Genomic DNA, 18,023 nt, shown 5'->3' on the forward strand with positions numbered 1-18,023 from the left:
TTTCGTCACCCCGAGAACCCCGAACGAGCCGGGCTGTCCCCGAATGAACACGCGATCCTGTCTTCTGGTGATCTTCGCGGCGCTGTGTCTGAGCGCACCCGCGCTCGCTCAGTCCTTCGACGGGGCCCAGAGCGAAATCGACGGCCGCCTCGAGCGCGCCCTCCGCGAGCTGCGCGACACCCGCGCGCGAATCGCGAAGGAGAAGATCCCGCTCTCGCGCACCGTGTCTCAGCTGGAGCAGCAGGTGCTCGAGCTGCGCCGCGATCGCGACGGTCTCTTGAAAGTGCGTGACAGCCGCACCATCGACTTGACGTCTCTGCGCAAGCAGGTGGACTCCCTGTCCGGGCAAGAGGACTTCATCGACAGCCGCCTCGACGAGTTCGTCCGCGACTTCGAGAGCCGGCTCGACATCTCGGAAACCGCGCTCTACGAGCCCAAGACGAGCGCCGCGCGTCTCGCGAAGAAGAACCCGGAGCTCGACGCCGGCGGCGTCCGCGGAGCCCAGCTCGACGTGGTGAAGGCCGGACTCGAACGGCTGGGCGCCCAGCTCGGGGGCCAGGTGTTCGCAGGCGAAGCCCTGAGCCCGGATGGCGTGTTGACCGCGGGCAACTTCATCGCCCTCGGTCCGACCGTCTTCTACGCGAGTTCCGACGGGGAGGTCAGCGGGCTGGTCGAGAACCAGTTGAACGCGGCGGACCCCGTGGTCGTGCCCCTGCCGGGTGGTTTCGCCGGTGACATCGTCCAGGTCGCGAACACCGGCACCGGTCTCCTCCCCCTCGACGCCACGCTCGGCAAGGCCCTCAAAGTCGAGAAGGCGCGGAAGACCCTGTTCCAGTACATCGATGATGGCGGGGCCGTCGGCTACGTGATTCTCGGGCTCGGCCTGGCGGCCCTGGCGCTGACGGTCTTCAAGGCGATGGAGATCCTCGGCTTCCAGGTGGCCGAGGCCGAGCAGGTCGACGGCGTGCTCCGCGAGCTCTCGAAGGGCAACCTCGAGGCCGCCGCCTGGGAGGCCGAGCGCGTCGACGGCGTAGCGGGCGAGATGCTCCAGACCGGCGTCGCCAACGCGGGCGAGAAGCGCGGTGTGATCGAGGAGCTGCTCTTCGAGAAGATCCTGCGCGTACGGCCGTCGCTCGAACGCTTCCTGCCGTTCTTGGCGATCACCGCCGCCGCGGCGCCGCTACTGGGTCTGCTGGGCACGGTCATCGGCATGATCCGGACCTTCCAGCTCATCACGATCTTCGGTACCGGCGACGCGAAGAGCCTGTCCTCCGGTATCTCCGAGGCGCTGATCACCACGGCCCTCGGCCTGATCGTCGCGATCCCCACCTTGATCATGCACGGCGCCCTGTCGCGCATGGCGAAGCGGAAGCTGGGCCTGCTCGAGGAGCTGTCGGTCGCCTTCGTCAACGGCGCCACGGCGATCCGGCGCGGGCCGGCGCCCGCCCCGCCGGACGCGACGTCGCCTCCCTCGGGAGCGATCGCGCGCACGCTGAGCGCGCGGCTCGCGGATGACTAGGATTCTCGACATCTGGCTGTCGGGCGGCTGGGTGATGATCCCGCTCTTCGCGGTCGCCGTGCTGATCTACGCCCAGGCGTTCCAGCTCGTGCTCTACGTGCGGCGCACGAAGATCTCGCAGAAGGGCGGGGCGCACTGGTTCCAGTGGGTGAGCGCCCCGGAGTCGGCCGACGAAGGCAACGTCGCCGACATCATCCGCTACACCCAGGCCGACGTCCGCTCGGCGAAGCAGATCCGCAACCGCTTTGACGAGGTGCGACTCGGCATTGTCTCGCTGATCGACCGGCGCACGAAGTTCGTCGGCACCCTGGTGGCCGCGGCCCCGCTGCTCGGGTTGCTCGGTACGGTGCTCGGCATGCTCCAGACCTTCTTCGGGATCTCGACCAGCGGCGGCGCCGAGACCGCCGGCGTCGTGGCCTCGGGCATCTCCGAAGCGCTCGTCACGACCCAGACGGGCCTCACGATCGCGCTCCCGGGGCTCTTCCTGGTGATGATCATCCAGCGACAGCGCCACGAGATCGAAGCGTCCCTGGCGCGCCTCGAGAGCCTCACGCTCAGCCATTTCAAGTTCGACTGATCCGGCGAACGGACGCAGGTTCCCCCATGCCGAAGCGCAGCATCCTCGATGAAGAAGACAACACCGAGATCAATCTGTCTCCGATGATCGATTGCATCTTCATTCTGTTGATCTTCTTCATCGTGACGACGGTCTTCGTCGAAGAGAAAGGGCTCCAGGCGGACAAGCCCGACGTGGCGGCGGCCGCTTCCTTCGAGGAGTCGGAGAACGTCACGCTCGAGATCACCGCCGAAAGCAAGGTGCTCTACGACGGGCAGGAAGTGAATCTCGCGGAGATCGCCGGTCTCGTGAAAGCCGGCGTTTCCGACCCGGAGACGCCGGTGACGATTCGCGCCCACGAGAAGGCGAGCCACGGCGTGTTCGTGGCCGTCTGGGACGCCGCCCGCCGCGGCGGCGCGGTCGCGTTGAGCTTCAACACGGTGAACTAGTCGTGCCGAACCGGACTCTACTGAGCGAGCAGGAGGAGGAGACGGAGATCAATCTGTCTCCGATGATCGACTGCATCTTCATCCTGCTGATCTTCTTCATCGTGACCACCGTCTTCGTCGAAGAGCCCGGCGTCGAGATCGCAAAACCCGACGCCACCGTCGACGCGGATCTCGAGAAGAACAGCATCATCATCGCCATCACGACCGACAACAAGGTCGTCTACGGCGGTAAGGAGCTGGGCGTCGCCGGCGTGGGCGCGCGCGTCCGCCAGCTGCTCAGTCGGGACGAGCTCCCGGTGATCATTCAGGCCGATTCTCGCGCCGACCACGGCGTCTTCTCGGACGTCTGGAGCGAGGTGAAGAACGCGGGCGCGAAGAAGATCAGCCTCTCGACGCGCAACGACTGACCCGACGAACGGGCGTACAGCCATGCCGACCCCCACGACCTACCGCATCCCCGACGCGAAGCACGAACAGAAGTGGAGCACCCTTCTCGGGGCGGCCTTCGCGTTCGTGCTGTTCGTGCTGATGGCGTTGGCACAGATGCTGGGAGACGTGGAGCCGCCGAAGCAGACGCTCGACGAGACGCTGGTGGCGTTCGCACCCCCAGAGATCGAGGAAGTCGAAGAGGAGCCGCCGCCGCCTCCCGAGGAGGAGGAGCCGCCGCCCGAGCTCGAGGCCGAGCCGCCCCAGCTCTCGCTCGACCAGCTCGACATCGCGCTCAACCCGGGCACGGGTGGCTCGCTGGCGGGTGACTTCGCCATGCCGACGATCGGATCGTCCGCGAGCGATCTCGGCACCGAGGACTTCGTCGACTTCTCCGATCTCGACCAGACGCCTCGGCCGATGGCGGGGGCGAGCCTGAACTTCCCGCGGCGCCTGAAGAAGAAGGCCGTCAGCGGGAAGGTCGTGCTGTTCATTCAGCTCGATTCGGACGGCCGCGTCCTCGACGCGAAGGTCGATTCCTCGACGCTGCCGAAGTTCGACGCCGTCGTGCTGTCCCAGGTGAAGAAGTGGAAGTTCACGCCGCCCACGAAGAACGGCCAACCGGTGAAGGCCCAGGCACGCCTCCCCATCCCGATCAACATCCGAGGCTGATCATGATTCGATCGACTGCCACCACCCTCGCGCTGTCGCTCAGCGTCTTGCTCTGGCTCGGGGCTGCGGCCTCCGCTGAGGAGATCACGCCGCCCTGGGACGAGCAGAGCGTCCTCAGCGACCCCGAATGGCGGAAGCGCTTCCTCGGGAGCTACGGCTTTCTCTCCGGAGCGGAGCCGAGTGTCTCGGGCACCGAGCTCGAGCTGCTGCGCGAGGTGATCGACCTGATGCAGGCGAACCCGCGCGCCGCCGAGGCGCGCCTGGTGGGCGTCTCGGGCGGCACCAGCAGCGCAGCCCTCGATTTCGTGCTGGCCAATCTCCAGTTCCAGAACGGGAACACCGAGAAGGCCGCGAAGACCTACGAGCTGGCCCTGTCGAAGTTCCCCGACTTCCGGCGGGCCCACAAGAACCTCGGACTCGTGCGCGTGCAGGGCGGTGACTTCGCCGGCGCCGCAGAGCACCTGGCTCGCGCGGTCGAACTCGGCGATCGAGACGGCAAGAACTTCGGCCTGCTCGGCTACTGCCATCTGAATCTCGAGAACTACGTGGCTGCGGAGGAGGCCTACCGCAGCGCGATCCTGCAGGAGCCCGAGACCCAGGACTGGCAGCTGGGGCTCGCCCGCGCCCTCCTGTCCATGGAGAAGTACGAGGAGGCGGCGGCCCACTTCAGCTCCCTGATCGAGAAGAACCCCCAGGACGCGACGCTCTGGCTGCTCCAGGCGAACGCCTACGTCGGCCTCGAGAAGCCGGAAGAGGCCGCGGTGAATCTCGAGGCGGTCCGGCTGCTCGGGAAGGCGCAGACGAGCAGTCTGGTGCTGCTCGGCGACATCTACATGAACGCCGGCATGCCCGAGTTCGCGAAGAGCGCCTACCTCGAAGTGGTGCGGACCGACCAGTCGGGGACCCAGTTCCACGCCGCCTACCGCGCAGCGGATCTGCTGATCCGCACGGGATCCCACCGCGATGCCGAGGAGGTCCTGGCCTCGATCGACAAGCGCTACGAGAGCCTCTCGAAGGACGACGAGTTGAAGGTGCTCACGCTGAAGGCGAAGGTGGCGCGCGCGCTGGGACGGAAGAAGGAAGCCGCGAACTTGCTGGAGTCGATCGTCGGTCGCGACGGCACGCGTGGCGAGGCACTCCTCGAACTCGCGCGCTATCGCAAGGGCCAGGGCGAGGTCGACCGCGCCCTGCTGCTGCTGGAGCGCGCGCAGAACCTCGATGGCTTCGAGTACGCCGCGCTGCTGGAGCGCGCGCAGCTGCTCGTCACGCGCAGCGACTACACGAACGCCGCTCAGCTGCTGCGCGAGGCGCTGCAGATTCGCGACGAGCCTCGGGTGCAGCGGTTCCTGGCGCGCGTCGAGGAAGCCGCACGCGGCACCTGAGCGCCGCGGGAGGGCTGGCGAAGCGGCGAGAGGCTGGCAAGCTTCGCCGCGTGAGGGGGCGCAGCGATTCTCGGAGCCGGCGCGGACTCGCGGGGCTCGCCGGGGGCTGCGCGCTGTGGGTCGCGATCGCTGCCACCGCCGAAGACGCCGTGTACCGCGCCGCTGATCCGGACCACCCCGAGATCACCGCCGCCTCGCTGGCGGAGGCCGAGCGCTTCTGGCCTCACGAAGTGCGCACGCTCGAGCCCTGGACGCCGACGGGTGCGGGGGATGCGCTCGCGCCGGGCCCCGCTCGGCTGGTGCGTGTCGAGGGCGATCACGCTCGTCTGGACCTCGGCGAGGCGGGGGTCCACGACGTTCCCATCGCCGTCACCGACGTCGTGGCCCGCGCGAACCTGGTGCGGGTGGGAGCCCTGGAGAAGGTGGCGCCCAACGCCTTCGTCGTCCTGGGGAGCCACCTGCTGGACGCGACCGGCAAGGACGCCGGTGCGCACGCGCTCGACCCTGGGGAGTACGACACGTTCCTGTGTCTCTTTGCCGAGGTCGTCTCGCCCGAGTTTCGGGCCGTCGCCGAGAGCCTCTCGGATCTGACCGAACGCGAGGACCTCCAGATCGTCCTGGTTCCGCAAGACGACCGCCGCGATGCCCGCGTCTGGCGTCGCCTGCGCGAGGTCGGCTTGGCCGTCCCGTTCGTGCTGCGCACGGAGGCCGCCGCGCGGACCCGCACGTTGCTCGACCCGGGGACGCCGATGCCCCAGGTCCTGCTGCTGAGCGCCGAGGGTCGCGTTCTCTACCAGAGCGTATGGCGACCGGAGCCGCCGCCCGCGCCCGCCGAGGCGGACGGGGCGCAGGACGCGCTTCGCTAGCACGAAAAAGAAAGGGGGCTCGCGCAGCGCGCGAACCCCCTCTCGGACCGAAATCGGTCGCCGCTAGCGGCGCTTGATTCCGTGCCCCTCGACGTAACGGCAGTGGTTGCCGTAGATGATCGAGAGGTAGGGCGAGCCTCCGATGATGCTCGCCGCCGGATTCGGCAGGAAGAACGCGTTCTCGAGACCCTCGTAGGTGATCTCGTTGAGCAGGTGCTCCGCACCGGCACCCTGCAGCGCCTGCTGCTGGGCATCCATGTACGACGGCATGTTGAATTGCATGCCGAGGATCACTTGCTCGCAATCCTTCCCGGACGCGATCTTCGTGAACATCACGTCCGAGGGCTTGAGTTCAATGACGTTCGCCGTACCCGGGTGCTGCGTGCCACCCCGGTTCGCGCAGGCCGGAAGCATGAGGCCCGCCACGAGGACGAGGCCGATGACGCTGATGAATTTCTTGGTCATGTCGGTTCCTTTCCTCCAGGCGATGCCTAGAACTTGGCTCCCGTACCTTCCACCCAACGGCAGTGGTCGGCGATCACGAAATAGTCGTTCTCGACGCCTTCATACAGGCGCTTGTTGATCAGGTGGGTTCCACCCGAGGCGCTCAGCGCCTGCTGCTCGGCCACCGCATAGGACGGCGCCTCGAACTGGATGAGCTTCATGATCTGCATCTTGCAGTCCTTGCCCTCACCCACACCGGTCATCTTGTAGTCGCGCTTGCTCATCTTCAGCACGACACCGTCGGCGCCACCGGCCACGGGCAACTTTGCCGCGCAACCGACGCTCACCATCGCTGCGGCGGAGACGCCCGCCACGAGCCATCTGCTCAGTCTCATGATTTCCCCCCAAAAGACTCGTCACCTCGCACATTGCGAGGTGGGGGGCCCATGCGTTCCGGTTCGCACTCGAACCGGTACGGCACCTCTCGGACCCCACGGAAGGGTCCTCAGCCTCTCGGGCCGCGTCAAGGTGCAAAAAGCCAACAGTTCTGATGATTTCGAGGTCGTATTTGCGAACGGGGCCGGAATCGGATCCCCCCAGGGGAAATGACGGCGTCTTCACAGGACCGTCACACGATCGTACGGGTGCGGACAACTCCGGTGCCTAGGTTCTGGGCGGCTCTTCAACGGATGGGAGGAATCGAATTGAAGTCCGCACTCCGCCTCGGGTTCGTCGCGCTCGGAACCCTGCTGCTCGCCGCTTCCGCCTCGGCGCGGGACCAGATTCGCATCGTCGGGTCTTCCACGGTCTACCCCTTCGCGACGGCCGCGGCCGAGGAGTTCGGCCGCAGCAGCGAGTTCAAGACCCCCATCATCGAGAGCACCGGCACCGGCGGCGGGATGAAGCTGTTCTGTGCTGGCGTCGGCGTCGAGCACCCTGACGTGACCAACGCATCACGCCGGATCAAGCAGTCGGAGGTCGATCTCTGCGCGAAGAACGGCGTCGAGTCGATCACCGAGATCAAGATCGGATACGACGGGATCGTGCTGGCCAGCTCGAAGAAGACGGCGCGGCAGACGCTGACCCTCCGCCAGATCTTCCTCGCGCTCGCGAAGGAAGTTCCGGCGCCGAACGGCGAGCTGATTCCGAACCCGAACAAGACCTGGAAGGACGTAGACCCGAGCCTTCCCGACATCAAGATCGAAGTGCTCGGACCGCCGCCGACCTCGGGTACCCGAGACGCCTTCAACGAGCTCGCTCTCGAAGGAGGCTGCAAGACCTTCCCCGATCTCAAGGCGCTCAAGGGCAAAGACAAGTCGAAGTACAAGCAGGTGTGCCGATCGGTGCGCGAGGACGGGGCCTACGTCGAGGCCGGTGAGAACGACAATCTGATCGTCCAGAAACTCGTGGCCAACCCCAACGCCCTCGGCATCTTCGGCTTCAGCTTCCTCGACCAGAACGCGGACCGGATCCAGGGCAGCCTCGTCGGGGATGTCGAGCCGACCTTCGAGAACATCGCTGATGGGAAATACCCCGTGTCGCGTTCCCTTTACATCTACGTGAAGAACGCCCACGCCGATTCGATCCCCGGGATTCGCGACTTCATTGCCGAGTTCACGAGCGAGAAAGCGCTCGGCGATCTCGGGTACCTCGCCGATCGCGGCTTGATTCCCGCCCCGAAGGCAGAGCGGATGAAGTACCGTGCCGATGCGGAGAGCCTGACCTCACTCAAGCTCGCCGCCGGTCACTGATCCGCCGGCTCTGGTGACCCGCCGGGTGGCTTTGCGGTCGCCGGGTGGGTCGCAGAGGGCCATGCTCCGAATCGGTTCTCCGGGCCGTCGCCAGGTCGAAGCGATCGCTCCGTTCTCGTACCCCCTCGACTGAGCCGGCCCCAGGAAGACCCCCCATGCTGCTCGGGCTGCTTCTCGCGATCGTGCTGGCGCTGGCCGGTTCGGCCTACGTGCTGGGGAAGCGAAACGTGCTGGCCCTGGCGGCGGAGGCTGGACGACGGCCCCAGTCCCTGGCCGGCTACTACGGCTGGTATGCCGCCCTGTGGTGCGGGATCCCCGGGCTCCTGGCCGCCACCCTGTGGTTGGCCTTGGCGCCGGGTTGGCTCGAGTCGACCGTGCTCTCCGAGTTGCCCGCGAACGCGATCCCGGAAGAGCCCGCCGCGCTCGACCTCTTCATCAACGACATCGAGAACCTGGCCAGCGGCAACATCGCCTCCGGGACGGCGGGCCCCGAGGTTCGCGCGGCCGCAGCCCGCTACACCGAGCTGCGCTCTCAGGCCACCTGGGCGGCCGGGCTACTCACCGCCGTTCTCGGCTTCGGCGGCGCCGCCCTGGGGCTGCGTCGCATCCGTCCCGATCTCGCGGCCCGGGTGTGGGTCGAGCGCGTGCTGCAGGGTTTCTTGATGCTCTGCTCGACGGTCGCGATCCTCGTGACCGTCGGCATCGTGCTCTCCCTGGTCTTCGAGACGTTGCGCTTCTTCGAGAGCGTGAGCGTGAGCGAGTTCCTGTTCGGGACCCATTGGAGTCCGCAGACGGCGCTGCGCGCCGATCAAGTCGGGAGCTCCGGGTCCTTCGGCGCGATTCCGGTCTTTGCCGGCACGCTCCTGATCACCCTGATCGCCATGCTCGTCGCGGTGCCGATCGGACTGATGTCGGCGGTCTACATGACCTTCTATGCGAGCGCGCGGACCCGGGACATCGTGAAGCCGCTGCTCGAGATCCTCGCCGGCGTTCCGACGGTGGTCTACGGCTTCTTCGCGGCGTTGGTCGTCGCACCGGCGGTCCGCGGGTTCGGAACCCGGCTGGGCCTCGACGTGGCCTCGGAGAGCGCGCTGGCCGCGGGCCTGGTGATGGGAGTGATGATCATCCCGTTCATCTCGTCCCTTTCCGACGATTCGATCACCGCGGTTCCGAAGTCGCTGCGAGACGGTTCTTTCGGGCTCGGCGCGACGCGCTCCGAGACGATCCGGCTCGTGATCCTGCCCGCTGCGCTGCCGGGCATCGTTGGCGGGGTGCTGCTCGCCGTGTCTCGGGCGATCGGCGAGACGATGATCGTGGTGATGGCCGCAGGCCTCGCCGCGAACCTGACGATCAACCCGCTGGAGGCGGTCACTACCGTCACCGTCCAGATCGTCACGCTCCTGACAGGCGACCAGGAGTTCGACAGCGCGAAGACCCTGGCGGCGTTCGCGCTCGGCCTGACGCTCTTCGTGGTGACCCTCGCACTCAACGTGGTCGCCCTGCGCATCGTGAAGCGATACCGGGAGCAGTATGACTAGCGAGAGCCCCGGAGCGCGCTGGTCCTCGCAACGCATGAAGAACCGCATGCGGCGGCGACTTCGCGCGGAGCGGAACTTCCGTGCGGCTGGCTTCACCGCCATCGGCCTCGCCATGGCCGGCCTCGCCATCCTGCTCGGCAGCATCCTCTCGAACGGCCTGGGCGCCTTTCGGGCGACCGAGGTGCGACTGGATGTCACGTTCGACCCTGCGCACTTCGAGGGGCTAGAAGGTCTCGAGGGTGACGAACGCGATCGATTCCTGGCGCGCGTCAACTACGCGTTGCTGGTGCGCGACGCGATGCGCGAGCTCTTCCCCGAGGTCGAGGGCCGCCGCAACCTCCGCAAGCTGATGGGCCTGGTCAGCTCGGGAGCCCGGAGTCAGCTTCGAGAGATCGTCGAAGCGGACCCGGGCGTGATCGGGTCGTCGGCGACGCTCTGGGTGCCGGCGGACGACGATGTCGACGTGTATCGCAAGGGCGGCATCTCCCGGGAGGTGGCCGAGGACGATCGCCGCCTCTCCGACCAGGAACTCGCCTGGATCGACCGCCTCGACGCGGAAGGTCGTGTGCGGAGCGTCTTCGCCACGCGTTTCCTGACTTCCGGGGATTCTCGCGAACCCGAGCTCGCGGGGATCTGGGGCGCCGTCGTGGGCTCGTTCCTCACGCTGATGGTCACTCTGTCGATCGTGTTTCCGCTCGGCGTTTCGACGGCGGTGTACCTCGAGGAGTTCGCTCCGAAGAACCGGGTGACGGACATCATCGAGGTCAACATCAACAACCTGGCCGCGGTGCCCTCGATCGTGTTCGGGCTGCTCGGTCTGGCGGTGTTCCTCAACGCCCTGCATCTGCCCCGATCCGCGCCCGTGGTGGGCGGCATGACGCTGGCCCTGATGACCCTGCCTACGATCATCATCACCGGGCGCGTCGCGATCGAGGCGGTCCCGCCTTCCATTCGCGAGGCCGCCCGCGGCCTCGGTGCGTCGCCGCTGCAGGTGGTGGTCCACCACGTCTTGCCCCTCGCGCTGCCCGGGATCCTGACCGGGACGATCATCGGCATGGCCCGGGCACTGGGGGAGACCGCGCCCTTGCTGATGATCGGCATGGTCGCGTTCATCGTGGACATTCCGTCGAGCCTGAACGAGGCGGCGACGGCCCTTCCGGTACAGATCTTCCTCTGGGCCGACAGTCCCGAGCGCGCCTTCGTGGAGAAGACTTCCGGCGCGATTCTCGTACTCTTGGGCTTCCTGATCGTGATGAACGGCGCGGCCATCTGGCTCCGACGCCGATTCGAGAAGAGCTGGTAGGCTTCATGCAAGAACCTCACCTGGTGACCGAAGTCATGACCCAGAAACCAGCGTCCGATTCCGCTGGATCGGCCACGGAGTCAGCGAACGGCGCGGCGGAGGTCAAGATGTCCGCTCGTTCGGTGGACGTCTTCTACGGCGACAACCACGCCATCCAGGACGTCGAGCTGGACATCCTGCGGGACGAGGTCACCGCCCTGATCGGGCCCTCCGGCTGTGGGAAGTCGACCTTCCTGCGCTGCTTCAACCGGATGAACGACACGATCGCCGGGTGTCGGGTCACGGGGGAAATTCGCTTGGATGGAACCTCCATCTACAGCGAAGTGATGGACGTGGAGCAGCTGCGTGCCCGTGTGGGCATGGTCTTCCAGAAGCCCAACCCTTTCCCGAAGTCGATCTTCGAGAACGTCGCCTACGGGCCGCGAATCCACGGCCTCGCCGACGATCGCTCCGAGCTAGAGGGGGTCGTCGAGACGAGCCTCTCCCGGGCGGGCCTCTGGGACGAAGTGAAGGATCGCTTGGACGAGGCGGGAACGGCGCTGTCTGGCGGGCAGCAGCAGCGGCTTTGCATCGCGCGCGCGATCGCCGTCGACCCCGAGGTTATCCTGATGGACGAGCCCTGCTCGGCCCTCGATCCGATCGCCACGGCGCGCATCGAAGAGCTGATCTACGAGCTGCGCGGTCGGTACGCAATCGCGATCGTGACCCACAACATGCAGCAGGCGGCACGGGTGTCCCAGCGAACGGCGTTCTTCCACCTCGGCGTGCTCGTCGAGTACGGCCGCACGGACGAGATCTTCACGAACCCGAAGGAGCAGCGCACCAGCGACTACATCACGGGGCGCTACGGATGAGCCGACTCTTCGACAGCGTTCTCGAGGAGCTGCGCGAAGACCTCTACCGGATGGGGAGTCGCGCCGAGGCGATCCTCGACAAGGCCATGCGCTCGTTCTGGGACCGCGATGTCGACCTCGCACAGCAGGTCGCGGACGACGACATCGAGATCGATCGGCTCGAGGTGGCGATCGACGAGCGCGTGCTGAAGGCGTTGGCGCTCCAAGCCCCCGTCGCCGAGGACCTCCGCGAGGTGATGGCGGCGAAGATGATCGCCACGGACCTCGAGCGCGTCGGCGATCTCGCGCGCAACATCGCGAAGAGCGCGCGGCGCATCAGCAGTCACCCGAGCATGCCGTACCCCGCGGCGCTGACCACCCTGGCACGCGCGGCGCAGCGCGTGCTTCGGAGCTCACTGGATGCCTTCAGTCGAACGGACGCGGACCTCGCTCGCGCGGTGATGGCCGAAGACGACACGATCGACGGAATCCAGGACGAGGTCGTGCAGAGCATGCTGCGCGAGATCCAGCTCCACCCGGAGAAGGCGTCGCAGGAAGTGGACGTCATCATGGTCGCGAAGCATCTGGAACGCGTCGGCGATCACGCCACGAACATCGCCGAAGACGTGATCCTGGTGGCCGAGGCGCGCAACGTGAAGCACGCCGCCAAGTTGGAGCGTGCCGACGCGAACGCGCGGCGCTAGCGACCGGTCAGCAGCGCGTCGCGAACCGACGCGTCGAGCGGACTTTCGCCGAGCCAGATCGCGAAGTACGCCGAAGCGAAGTCGGCGCCCGGGATGCTGCCGAGGGGCACGTCGTTCTTCGCGAGCACGGTGCCGTTGCCCGGCACGTAGGTGAGCGAGTAGCGATCGCCCGGTGCCACGTCCTCGTAGAGGGCGTTCAGCTGGCGCAGACGCGGTCCGAGGGTCGCAAGGGTCGCGTCGTCGACGTTCTCGCGGAGCATGGCGTCGCCCGCCTCGGCGATGTCCTGCCCCCGCAGATTCCAGAAGTACTCGAGCTCGAGGCGCTTCGGCACGTCTTCCAGGGCCTGCGCACCCGGCGTCTCGTCTTCGAGGTAGAGCGCCGCGACGTAGGCCTTGATCACCCAGCGGTAGCGATGCAGCGCGAGTCCATGCAGGGACAGCTCGACGTCGCCCGTGTCCACGCGTTCTGCGAAGCGCACCCCTTCCAGGGTGGCGGTCGAACCGGGCAGTGCGAACAGGCAGGCCGCGAGCAGGGCCAGCAGGCCCGTGGCCCGGCGCCGGACGAGGGCGGGCCGGAGGCGCAGTCGGTGCACGGGAATCCTCTCGAAGGGCGCGGCAGCCATGACCGACTCATCGGTCGGGCGGCGGAGCCCCTGAAACCGCGGGGCTCCGAAAACGGGATCGGCCCCTCGAGCGGCGCCGTCAGTGCTCTCAGACTAACCGCGCCGCCCAGGGATTCACGCCGGCGGGCGGGTCTGTGCAGCCCCCGGGGAGGGCTACCCGAACTCGACGACCGCGCTTCCCGGCGTCGTGTTCTTGCCGTCTGCGTTCGTAGCGGCGAGCTCGACCTCGGCCCGTTGCTTGCCACCTTCCTCGAACTTGCGCGTCACGCGCCCGGTCAGGGTCAACTCACCGTCGGGCAGGTCCATGCCCCGGTACTGACACGAGAGCTTCACGATGCGCCCGCCGTGGTCGAGCCAGTTCGAGACCAGCTCGCCGAGGGCGGCGTACTTGAAACGACCGTGCACGATGATCGAGCCGATCGCCTGGCTCTGGGGAAAGTTGTAGTCGTGGTGGAGCGGGTTGAAGTCGCCGCCCCCCGCCGAGTACTTCACGAGCTGCTGCAGGCTGGGGGCCTTCTTCAGCACCGGCAGTTCGTCGCCTTCTTTGAACGCGTCCCAGGAAAGCGGCATGGCAGGGCTCCTAGTAGTAGATGGCCTGGCTGCGCTGGACAGCCACGACGACATCGTCCTGGTTCTTGTAGGTGGTGGTGCCGGTCACGACGAGCATCTGGCCCGTCGTCTTGCTCTGCTTGACCGACAGGTCCGAGATCTGGCTCGACACCTGAAGCGTGTCGCCGGCGCAGATGTCGGCGAAGTACTCGGTCTCGGCGCCGCCATCGAGCACGTTCTTGAGCCCGTGCTTCAGCCGCGGCCCGGTCTCTCGCGGGCCGCTGAAGGTCTCGTCGCTCTTTCCCGGGATGAAGACGGGCGTGCCCAGGTAGGTGGGAGGGCAGGGGAGCGAGCGGTAGCCCGCGGCCTGGGCGGCAGCGATGTCGAAGTACACCGGGTCGGCGTAGCCGACGCCTCGGGCGAAGCCCCGCACACTGGTGGTGGTGACCTCGTAGGTCCAGGGAGACGATTCGACCCCCACGACCGACTGCATCTCGGGGGTGATCTCGAAGTTCTCGGCCACGGCGTTCTCCTTGTGCCCGTGCGCGGACGAAGTGGGCGGTCTCGAGAGACCGGAAGGGATGGGAGGGACCCGGATCGGTGGGCGCCACGCCGGCGATTCCACCCCGCTGCACCCGGCCGCCGAGGCGGCGGTTCGAGCCCTTGTGGCGCCTCTTTGTGACACCTAGTCTGTCACTTTGCGCCTGCTAGCGCACCCTTGAAACCGCGTCGGAACCACGTCCGAACGCGCGCCACACCGGAGGTTTCCCCCCCATGGCCCGAGAAGCCGTCATCGTCGACAGCGTTCGCACCGGTCTGACCAAGGCCCATCGCGGCTCGTTCAACATGACCGAGCCCGTCGACTACACCGCCCACGCGCTGCGCGAAGTCGTCGCGCGACACGAAAACCTCGATCCGGCGGAGATCGAGGACGTCAACCTCGGCTGCGGCATCCCGGAAGGCTGCCAGGGCATGAACATGGGCCGCATCGCCGCCATGGCGGCGGGCTTCCCGAAGGAGGTCGCGGCGACGACGGTCACGCGCTTCTGCTCGTCGGGCTCCCAGTCGATCGCGATGGCCGCTCACGAGATCCTGCACGAAGGTGCAGAAGTCGCCATCGGCGCGGGCGTCGAGACGATCACGATGATGCAGGACGGCACGTCCAACCAGAATCGCGTCGTCAACGCCACGGCCCAGAAGCGCTTCCCGGGTCTCTACTTCCCGATGGGCGTCACCGCCGAGATCGTCGCCGAGCGTTACAACATCTCACGCGAGGATCAGGACGCCTACGCCCTGCAGAGCCAGCAGCGCTACGCGGCGGCGGTGAAGGACGGCAAGATCGCCGAAGACATCGTGCCGATGACGGTCACGCGCCGCGTGATGAAGAAGGGCGAAGATCCCTACGAGGAAGAGTTCGTCGTCGAAGCCGACGAGTGCAACCGACCGAACACCACGCTGGAGGGGCTCGCGAAACTCCCGCCGGTGTTCAAGAAGCCGGAAGAGGGCGGATCGGTGACGGCGGGGAACGCGTCTCAGCTGTCGGACGGCGCGTCCGCGACGCTGCTGATGTCGTCGGACCGCGCGAAGCAGCTCGGGATCGAGCCGCTCGCCATCTACCGCGGCACGGCGGTGGCCGGCTGCGGCCCCGAGGAGATGGGCATCGGCCCGGTCTTCGCGGTGCCGAAGCTGCTCAAGCGCCACGGCCTCACCCTCGACGACATCGACATCGTCGAGCTCAACGAGGCCTTCGCGTCGCAGCTCCTGTACTGCCAGCGCGAGCTCGGAATCGACAACGACAAGCTCAACCCCATCGGCGGCTCGATCTCGATCGGGCACCCCTTCGGCATGACCGGGTCGCGCATGACGGGTCAGCTGGTGCGCGAGCTGCGCCGCACGGGCAAGAAGTACGGCATCGTCACCATGTGCATCGGTGGCGGTCAGGGCCTCGCCTCGCTCTTCGAGGCCTGCTGAGTCCGGCGAGTTCCAGGCGCCGCCGGTCCTCGAGGGCCGGCGGCGCTTCGCCGTTCCCGATTCGCACGCCCCCGCTCGGCGCGGGCGGCCTGCCGTGGAGGAATCGATCATGAGCCATGCCGCAAACGCGCTCGCGCTCTTCCAGAAGCACATCGGAAACGAAGAAGGGGTGGGCGAGTGGTTCCAGGTGGACCAGGCGCGCATCAACGACTTCGCCGATGCGACGCTCGACCATCAGTTCATCCACATCGATCCGGAGAAGTCGGCGAAGCTCTCGCCCTACAAGGTGACCATCGCCCACGGCTTCCTCACCCTGTCGCTGGTGCCCTACCTCGGCGGCAAGGTGCCCCCGGTAGAGCCGAAGGCCTACGAGGGCGTCGTCATGGGCGTGAACTACGGCCTCGAGAAGGTCCGCTTCCCGAACCCGGTGAAGGTGGATGCGAAGGTGCGCGCACGGCGCACGCTGGCCGGTGTGGAGCAGAAGGCGCCGAACACCCTGCAGCTGAAGCAGGTGGTGACGATCGAGATCGAAGGCGAGGACAAGCCGGGCTGCGTCGCCGAGACGCTGACGCGGCTGATCTTTTCCGACTAGTCCCTCCCTTCCTCCCAGCCCTCGGTGAACGCGGGCAGCGGGAGTTTGCTTGCGGTCTGCGTGAGGCTCGCGGCGGCCGTGTCCCACCGCGGAATGGCTCGCTGCGGTGCAGGGGTGTCGTTCGACGGCGGTTCCTCCGTTCGCGCCCCGAGCATCTTGCTCGCCTTCTCTCGGGCTGCGCTGAGTTCCGCTTTGGGACACGGCCGCCGCTCGCGCGCCGGCGCGTCCGCACTCGCTGTACTCGCGCGGACGGCGGGTTCCGGGTTTCCGGAGCGGAACTCAGCGCAGCCCGCGGGAGCGCGCGCTGCGCCTCGACGACGCGCGTGAGGGAGAGATGGGGTGGGGCGCGCAGAGGCCGCAGCGAGCCATTTCGCGGAGGGGAGCCCGGACCCACCGTCCGGCGCCCAGCCGCATCTCGGCGTGACGCTGCCTGTGTTGCTTCTGTTCTGCCGGTGGTTGAAGGGGCGTTGCCGGTTGTCGACGGGGTTTGCCGTGGTTCGTGGTGGGATCGGTGGGCCGGGCGGCCGATGGAGGAGGAATGCGTCTCCTCGCTGCCATCGCCGTGTTCGCGTGCGCCTTCGCCGCCGCGTCGGAGCCCGCGCAGAAGCCCGCGTTCGCCGAGGGCGATGTCATCTCCTTCGAAGAGATCGAGAAGCTGCGGCCGTTCCTGCCCGGGCCCTTCTGGCAGCACCGCGACTACTTCTTCTTCGACGGGATGCAGCTCGAGATCGGTCCCACGATGGCCGACTACTCGCCGCCGGCCGCCTGGCGGGAGGCGAGCGCGAAGCACGCAGGCGAGGCCCGTATCGGGCCGGACGGCAGCCTCGAGAACTACACCACCGGGCGGCCCTTCCCCGGGCCCATCGACTGCGCCGGAGATCCGCACGCTGGCGTCAAGACGATGTGGAACTTCAGCTATCAGTGGGAGGGCGCCGGCGCCAACGCGCGCTTCCTGTATTCCTACTGGGACCGCGGCGAGCAGCTCCCGCTCTACTACCAGGGGCGCGCCCAGTTCGTGAAGCTGTCGCGGCGGGTCGAGCCGCGCTACCAGGCCACCGAAGGGGACGTGTTCCGCGGCGAGAAGCGACGCAACGCCGGGGGCCCGACCGTCGACGAGCCCTTCGACGCGCGCGGGATTACGCTCCTCACCTTCCGCTACAAGTCGTCGGACCTGCCTCGGAGCGAGGCCCGCAACGACGACACCTGGGTCTATCTGCCGAGTCTGCGCCGGGTGCGCCGGATCTCGACGGCCCAGCGCACCGACGCCGTCTCGGGCACCGACTTCACCCTCGACGATCTCTTCAGCTTCAACGGCGTCGTGCCCCAGTACGATTGGACCTGTATCGGAGAGGCTCAGATGCTCGGCCCGATGAATACGCGCGCGAAGGCGTATCCCTACGCCGACGACTACGCCTTCGGACCCCACGGCATCTCTTTCGCGAACGATCGCTGGGAGCTCCGCGACGTCGTGACCATCCGGATGCGTCCGAAGAACGACGACCATCCCTACAAGTACAAGGACATCGTCCTCGACAAACAGACACTCACGGCGATGTACTCGTTCGCCTACGACCAGAAGGGTGAGATCTGGAAGATCATCACCCACAACAAGCGTTGGAGTGAGGACCACTCGCTCACCGGGGCCTACTACCCGGGCTGGGAGGGCGTTCCCGAACCTCGGGACCTTCACGTCGTCAGCGACGTGATCCTCAACGTTCAGACGGGGACGGGGAATCGCATCGAGTTCTGGGACCGCACGGGCGCTCCGATGGCGTCGAAGGCGAAGATCCGCCGCTTCATCGACGTCGGGCGACTCAGTAAGGGACGCTAGACCAGCGAGACCCG

General features: G+C 67.1%; 20 protein-coding genes. 15 read left to right on the forward strand and 5 right to left on the reverse strand.

The features are described from left to right. Nucleotides 1-43: 43 nt before the first annotated feature. Genes AAF430_08530 through AAF430_08560 form a run of 7 tightly spaced genes read left to right on the forward strand, consistent with a single transcriptional unit; the run spans nucleotide 44 to nucleotide 5,870 of the window. Nucleotides 44-1,519, forward strand: a complete 1,476-nt coding sequence (locus AAF430_08530; protein ID MEM7410264.1) for a MotA/TolQ/ExbB proton channel family protein — start codon at nucleotides 44-46, stop codon at nucleotides 1,517-1,519. Then, a complete protein-coding gene (locus AAF430_08535; protein MEM7410265.1) occupies nucleotides 1,512-2,096 on the forward strand; it encodes a MotA/TolQ/ExbB proton channel family protein in 585 nt (194 codons plus the stop codon). Before AAF430_08530 ends, AAF430_08535 begins: the two co-directional genes overlap by 8 nt. A gap of 26 nt (nucleotides 2,097-2,122) precedes the next feature. After that, nucleotides 2,123-2,524 (forward strand): biopolymer transporter ExbD, encoded by a 402-nt coding sequence (locus AAF430_08540; GenBank protein MEM7410266.1) that lies wholly within the window; start codon nucleotides 2,123-2,125, stop codon nucleotides 2,522-2,524. Nucleotides 2,525-2,526: 2 nt separating this feature from the next. Beyond that, the gene (locus AAF430_08545) at nucleotides 2,527-2,931 is read left to right on the forward strand and encodes a biopolymer transporter ExbD (GenBank protein ID MEM7410267.1); all 405 of its coding nucleotides are present in this window, start codon (nucleotides 2,527-2,529) and stop codon (nucleotides 2,929-2,931) included. A gap of 22 nt (nucleotides 2,932-2,953) precedes the next feature. Then, nucleotides 2,954-3,622 carry an energy transducer TonB gene (locus AAF430_08550; GenBank protein ID MEM7410268.1) on the forward strand — a complete coding sequence of 223 codons (669 nt, stop codon included), beginning with the start codon at nucleotides 2,954-2,956 and terminating at the stop codon, nucleotides 3,620-3,622. Between the two features lie 2 nt (nucleotides 3,623-3,624). Continuing rightward, entirely contained in the window at nucleotides 3,625-5,004 is a 1,380-nt protein-coding gene (locus tag AAF430_08555) for a tetratricopeptide repeat protein (protein MEM7410269.1), read from the forward strand. Between the two features lie 50 nt (nucleotides 5,005-5,054). Then, a complete protein-coding gene (locus AAF430_08560; GenBank protein ID MEM7410270.1) occupies nucleotides 5,055-5,870 on the forward strand; it encodes a hypothetical protein in 816 nt (271 codons plus the stop codon). A 63-nt stretch (nucleotides 5,871-5,933) separates the two neighbouring features. Here the strand turns inward: AAF430_08560 and AAF430_08565 are convergent, their stop codons facing one another. Together AAF430_08565 and AAF430_08570 are read right to left on the reverse strand one after the other, a co-directional pair. Then, a complete protein-coding gene (locus AAF430_08565; GenBank protein MEM7410271.1) occupies nucleotides 5,934-6,335 on the reverse strand; it encodes a hypothetical protein in 402 nt (133 codons plus the stop codon). 26 nt (nucleotides 6,336-6,361) lie between these two features. Further along, the gene (locus AAF430_08570; protein MEM7410272.1) at nucleotides 6,362-6,709 is read right to left on the reverse strand and encodes a hypothetical protein; all 348 of its coding nucleotides are present in this window, start codon (nucleotides 6,707-6,709) and stop codon (nucleotides 6,362-6,364) included. A gap of 309 nt (nucleotides 6,710-7,018) precedes the next feature. On the opposite strand from AAF430_08570, the gene AAF430_08575 reads away from it, so the two are divergent. From AAF430_08575 to phoU, 5 genes are all read left to right on the forward strand, one after another. Continuing rightward, nucleotides 7,019-8,065 carry a PstS family phosphate ABC transporter substrate-binding protein gene (locus tag AAF430_08575; protein ID MEM7410273.1) on the forward strand — a complete coding sequence of 349 codons (1,047 nt, stop codon included), beginning with the start codon at nucleotides 7,019-7,021 and terminating at the stop codon, nucleotides 8,063-8,065. A gap of 155 nt (nucleotides 8,066-8,220) precedes the next feature. Continuing rightward, on the forward strand, nucleotides 8,221-9,603 hold the full coding sequence (gene pstC / locus AAF430_08580) for a phosphate ABC transporter permease subunit PstC (protein MEM7410274.1): 1,383 nt from the start codon (nucleotides 8,221-8,223) through the stop codon (nucleotides 9,601-9,603). Between the two features lie 46 nt (nucleotides 9,604-9,649). Further along, entirely contained in the window at nucleotides 9,650-10,906 is a 1,257-nt protein-coding gene (gene pstA, locus AAF430_08585) for a phosphate ABC transporter permease PstA (protein MEM7410275.1), read from the forward strand. Nucleotides 10,907-11,013: 107 nt separating this feature from the next. After that, on the forward strand, nucleotides 11,014-11,760 hold the full coding sequence (gene pstB, locus AAF430_08590; GenBank protein MEM7410276.1) for a phosphate ABC transporter ATP-binding protein PstB: 747 nt from the start codon (nucleotides 11,014-11,016) through the stop codon (nucleotides 11,758-11,760). Further along, on the forward strand, nucleotides 11,757-12,443 hold the full coding sequence (phoU, locus tag AAF430_08595) for a phosphate signaling complex protein PhoU (GenBank protein MEM7410277.1): 687 nt from the start codon (nucleotides 11,757-11,759) through the stop codon (nucleotides 12,441-12,443). The genes pstB and phoU overlap by 4 nt, the downstream gene beginning before the upstream one ends. On the opposite strand, the gene AAF430_08600 is transcribed toward phoU, so the two are convergent. The 3 genes from AAF430_08600 to AAF430_08610 form a co-directional block, all read right to left on the reverse strand. Further along, nucleotides 12,440-13,066, reverse strand: coding sequence for a chalcone isomerase family protein (locus AAF430_08600; protein ID MEM7410278.1), 627 nt, complete (start codon nucleotides 13,064-13,066; stop codon nucleotides 12,440-12,442). The genes phoU and AAF430_08600 overlap by 4 nt on opposite strands. Nucleotides 13,067-13,219: 153 nt before the next feature. After that, on the reverse strand, nucleotides 13,220-13,636 hold the full coding sequence (locus AAF430_08605) for a MaoC/PaaZ C-terminal domain-containing protein (protein ID MEM7410279.1): 417 nt from the start codon (nucleotides 13,634-13,636) through the stop codon (nucleotides 13,220-13,222). Nucleotides 13,637-13,646: 10 nt separating this feature from the next. Further along, nucleotides 13,647-14,138, reverse strand: coding sequence for a MaoC family dehydratase N-terminal domain-containing protein (locus AAF430_08610; protein ID MEM7410280.1), 492 nt, complete (start codon nucleotides 14,136-14,138; stop codon nucleotides 13,647-13,649). Between the two features lie 251 nt (nucleotides 14,139-14,389). On the opposite strand from AAF430_08610, the gene AAF430_08615 reads away from it, so the two are divergent. From AAF430_08615 to AAF430_08625, 3 genes are all read left to right on the forward strand, one after another. Beyond that, nucleotides 14,390-15,586 (forward strand): thiolase family protein, encoded by a 1,197-nt coding sequence (locus AAF430_08615; protein ID MEM7410281.1) that lies wholly within the window; start codon nucleotides 14,390-14,392, stop codon nucleotides 15,584-15,586. A 109-nt stretch (nucleotides 15,587-15,695) separates the two neighbouring features. Beyond that, complete coding sequence (locus AAF430_08620) at nucleotides 15,696-16,178, forward strand: MaoC family dehydratase (GenBank protein ID MEM7410282.1); 483 nt, start codon at nucleotides 15,696-15,698, stop codon at nucleotides 16,176-16,178. Nucleotides 16,179-16,716: 538 nt separating this feature from the next. Continuing rightward, the gene (locus AAF430_08625; protein MEM7410283.1) at nucleotides 16,717-18,009 is read left to right on the forward strand and encodes a DUF1329 domain-containing protein; all 1,293 of its coding nucleotides are present in this window, start codon (nucleotides 16,717-16,719) and stop codon (nucleotides 18,007-18,009) included. The last annotated feature ends 14 nt before the right edge of the window (nucleotides 18,010-18,023 follow it).

This window comes from Myxococcota bacterium, from assembly GCA_039030075.1.
Classification (GTDB): Bacteria; Myxococcota_A; UBA9160; order UBA9160; family SMWR01; genus JAHEJV01.